We start from the raw sequence: 404 nt of genomic DNA on the forward strand, positions 1-404 counted from the left end.
TCTCCTTCGATCGCGTCGATGCCGGTTCGAAACTGCTGGTCGACAACCTGCCAGGCGATCTGCGTGGCAGCGCGGCCGATTTCTGCTCCGGCTGGGGCTATGTGGCGGCGGAGATGGCCGCCCGCTCGCCGGGCTTGTCGCTCGATCTGTACGAGGCCGATTTCGACGCGCTGGAGGCGGCCAGGGGCAATCTCGGCAACATCTTGGCACAGGGCTTCTTCTGGACGGACCTGCTCGCCGAGCCTGTGGAGCGCCGCTACGACGTCATCGCCATGAACCCGCCCTTCCATCGCAGCCGTGCGGCGGAGCCTGAGATTGGTGCCGGCATGATCCGCGCGGCAGCCAAGGCCCTGAAGCCCGGCGGACGCCTGTTCATGGTCGCCAACCGGCAGCTTCCTTACGAA

1 protein-coding gene is annotated in these 404 nt (G+C 66.6%); it reads left to right on the plus strand.

What is annotated here, in order from left to right; genetic code table 11:
• The coding region (locus tag EN857_RS33405; RefSeq protein ID WP_145972041.1) for a methyltransferase at positions 1-404 on the plus strand (404 nt) is incomplete at both ends.

Origin of the sequence: Mesorhizobium sp. M4B.F.Ca.ET.214.01.1.1 (assembly GCF_004791545.1) — a bacterium.
Taxonomy (GTDB): Bacteria; Pseudomonadota; Alphaproteobacteria; order Rhizobiales; family Rhizobiaceae; genus Mesorhizobium; species Mesorhizobium abyssinicae.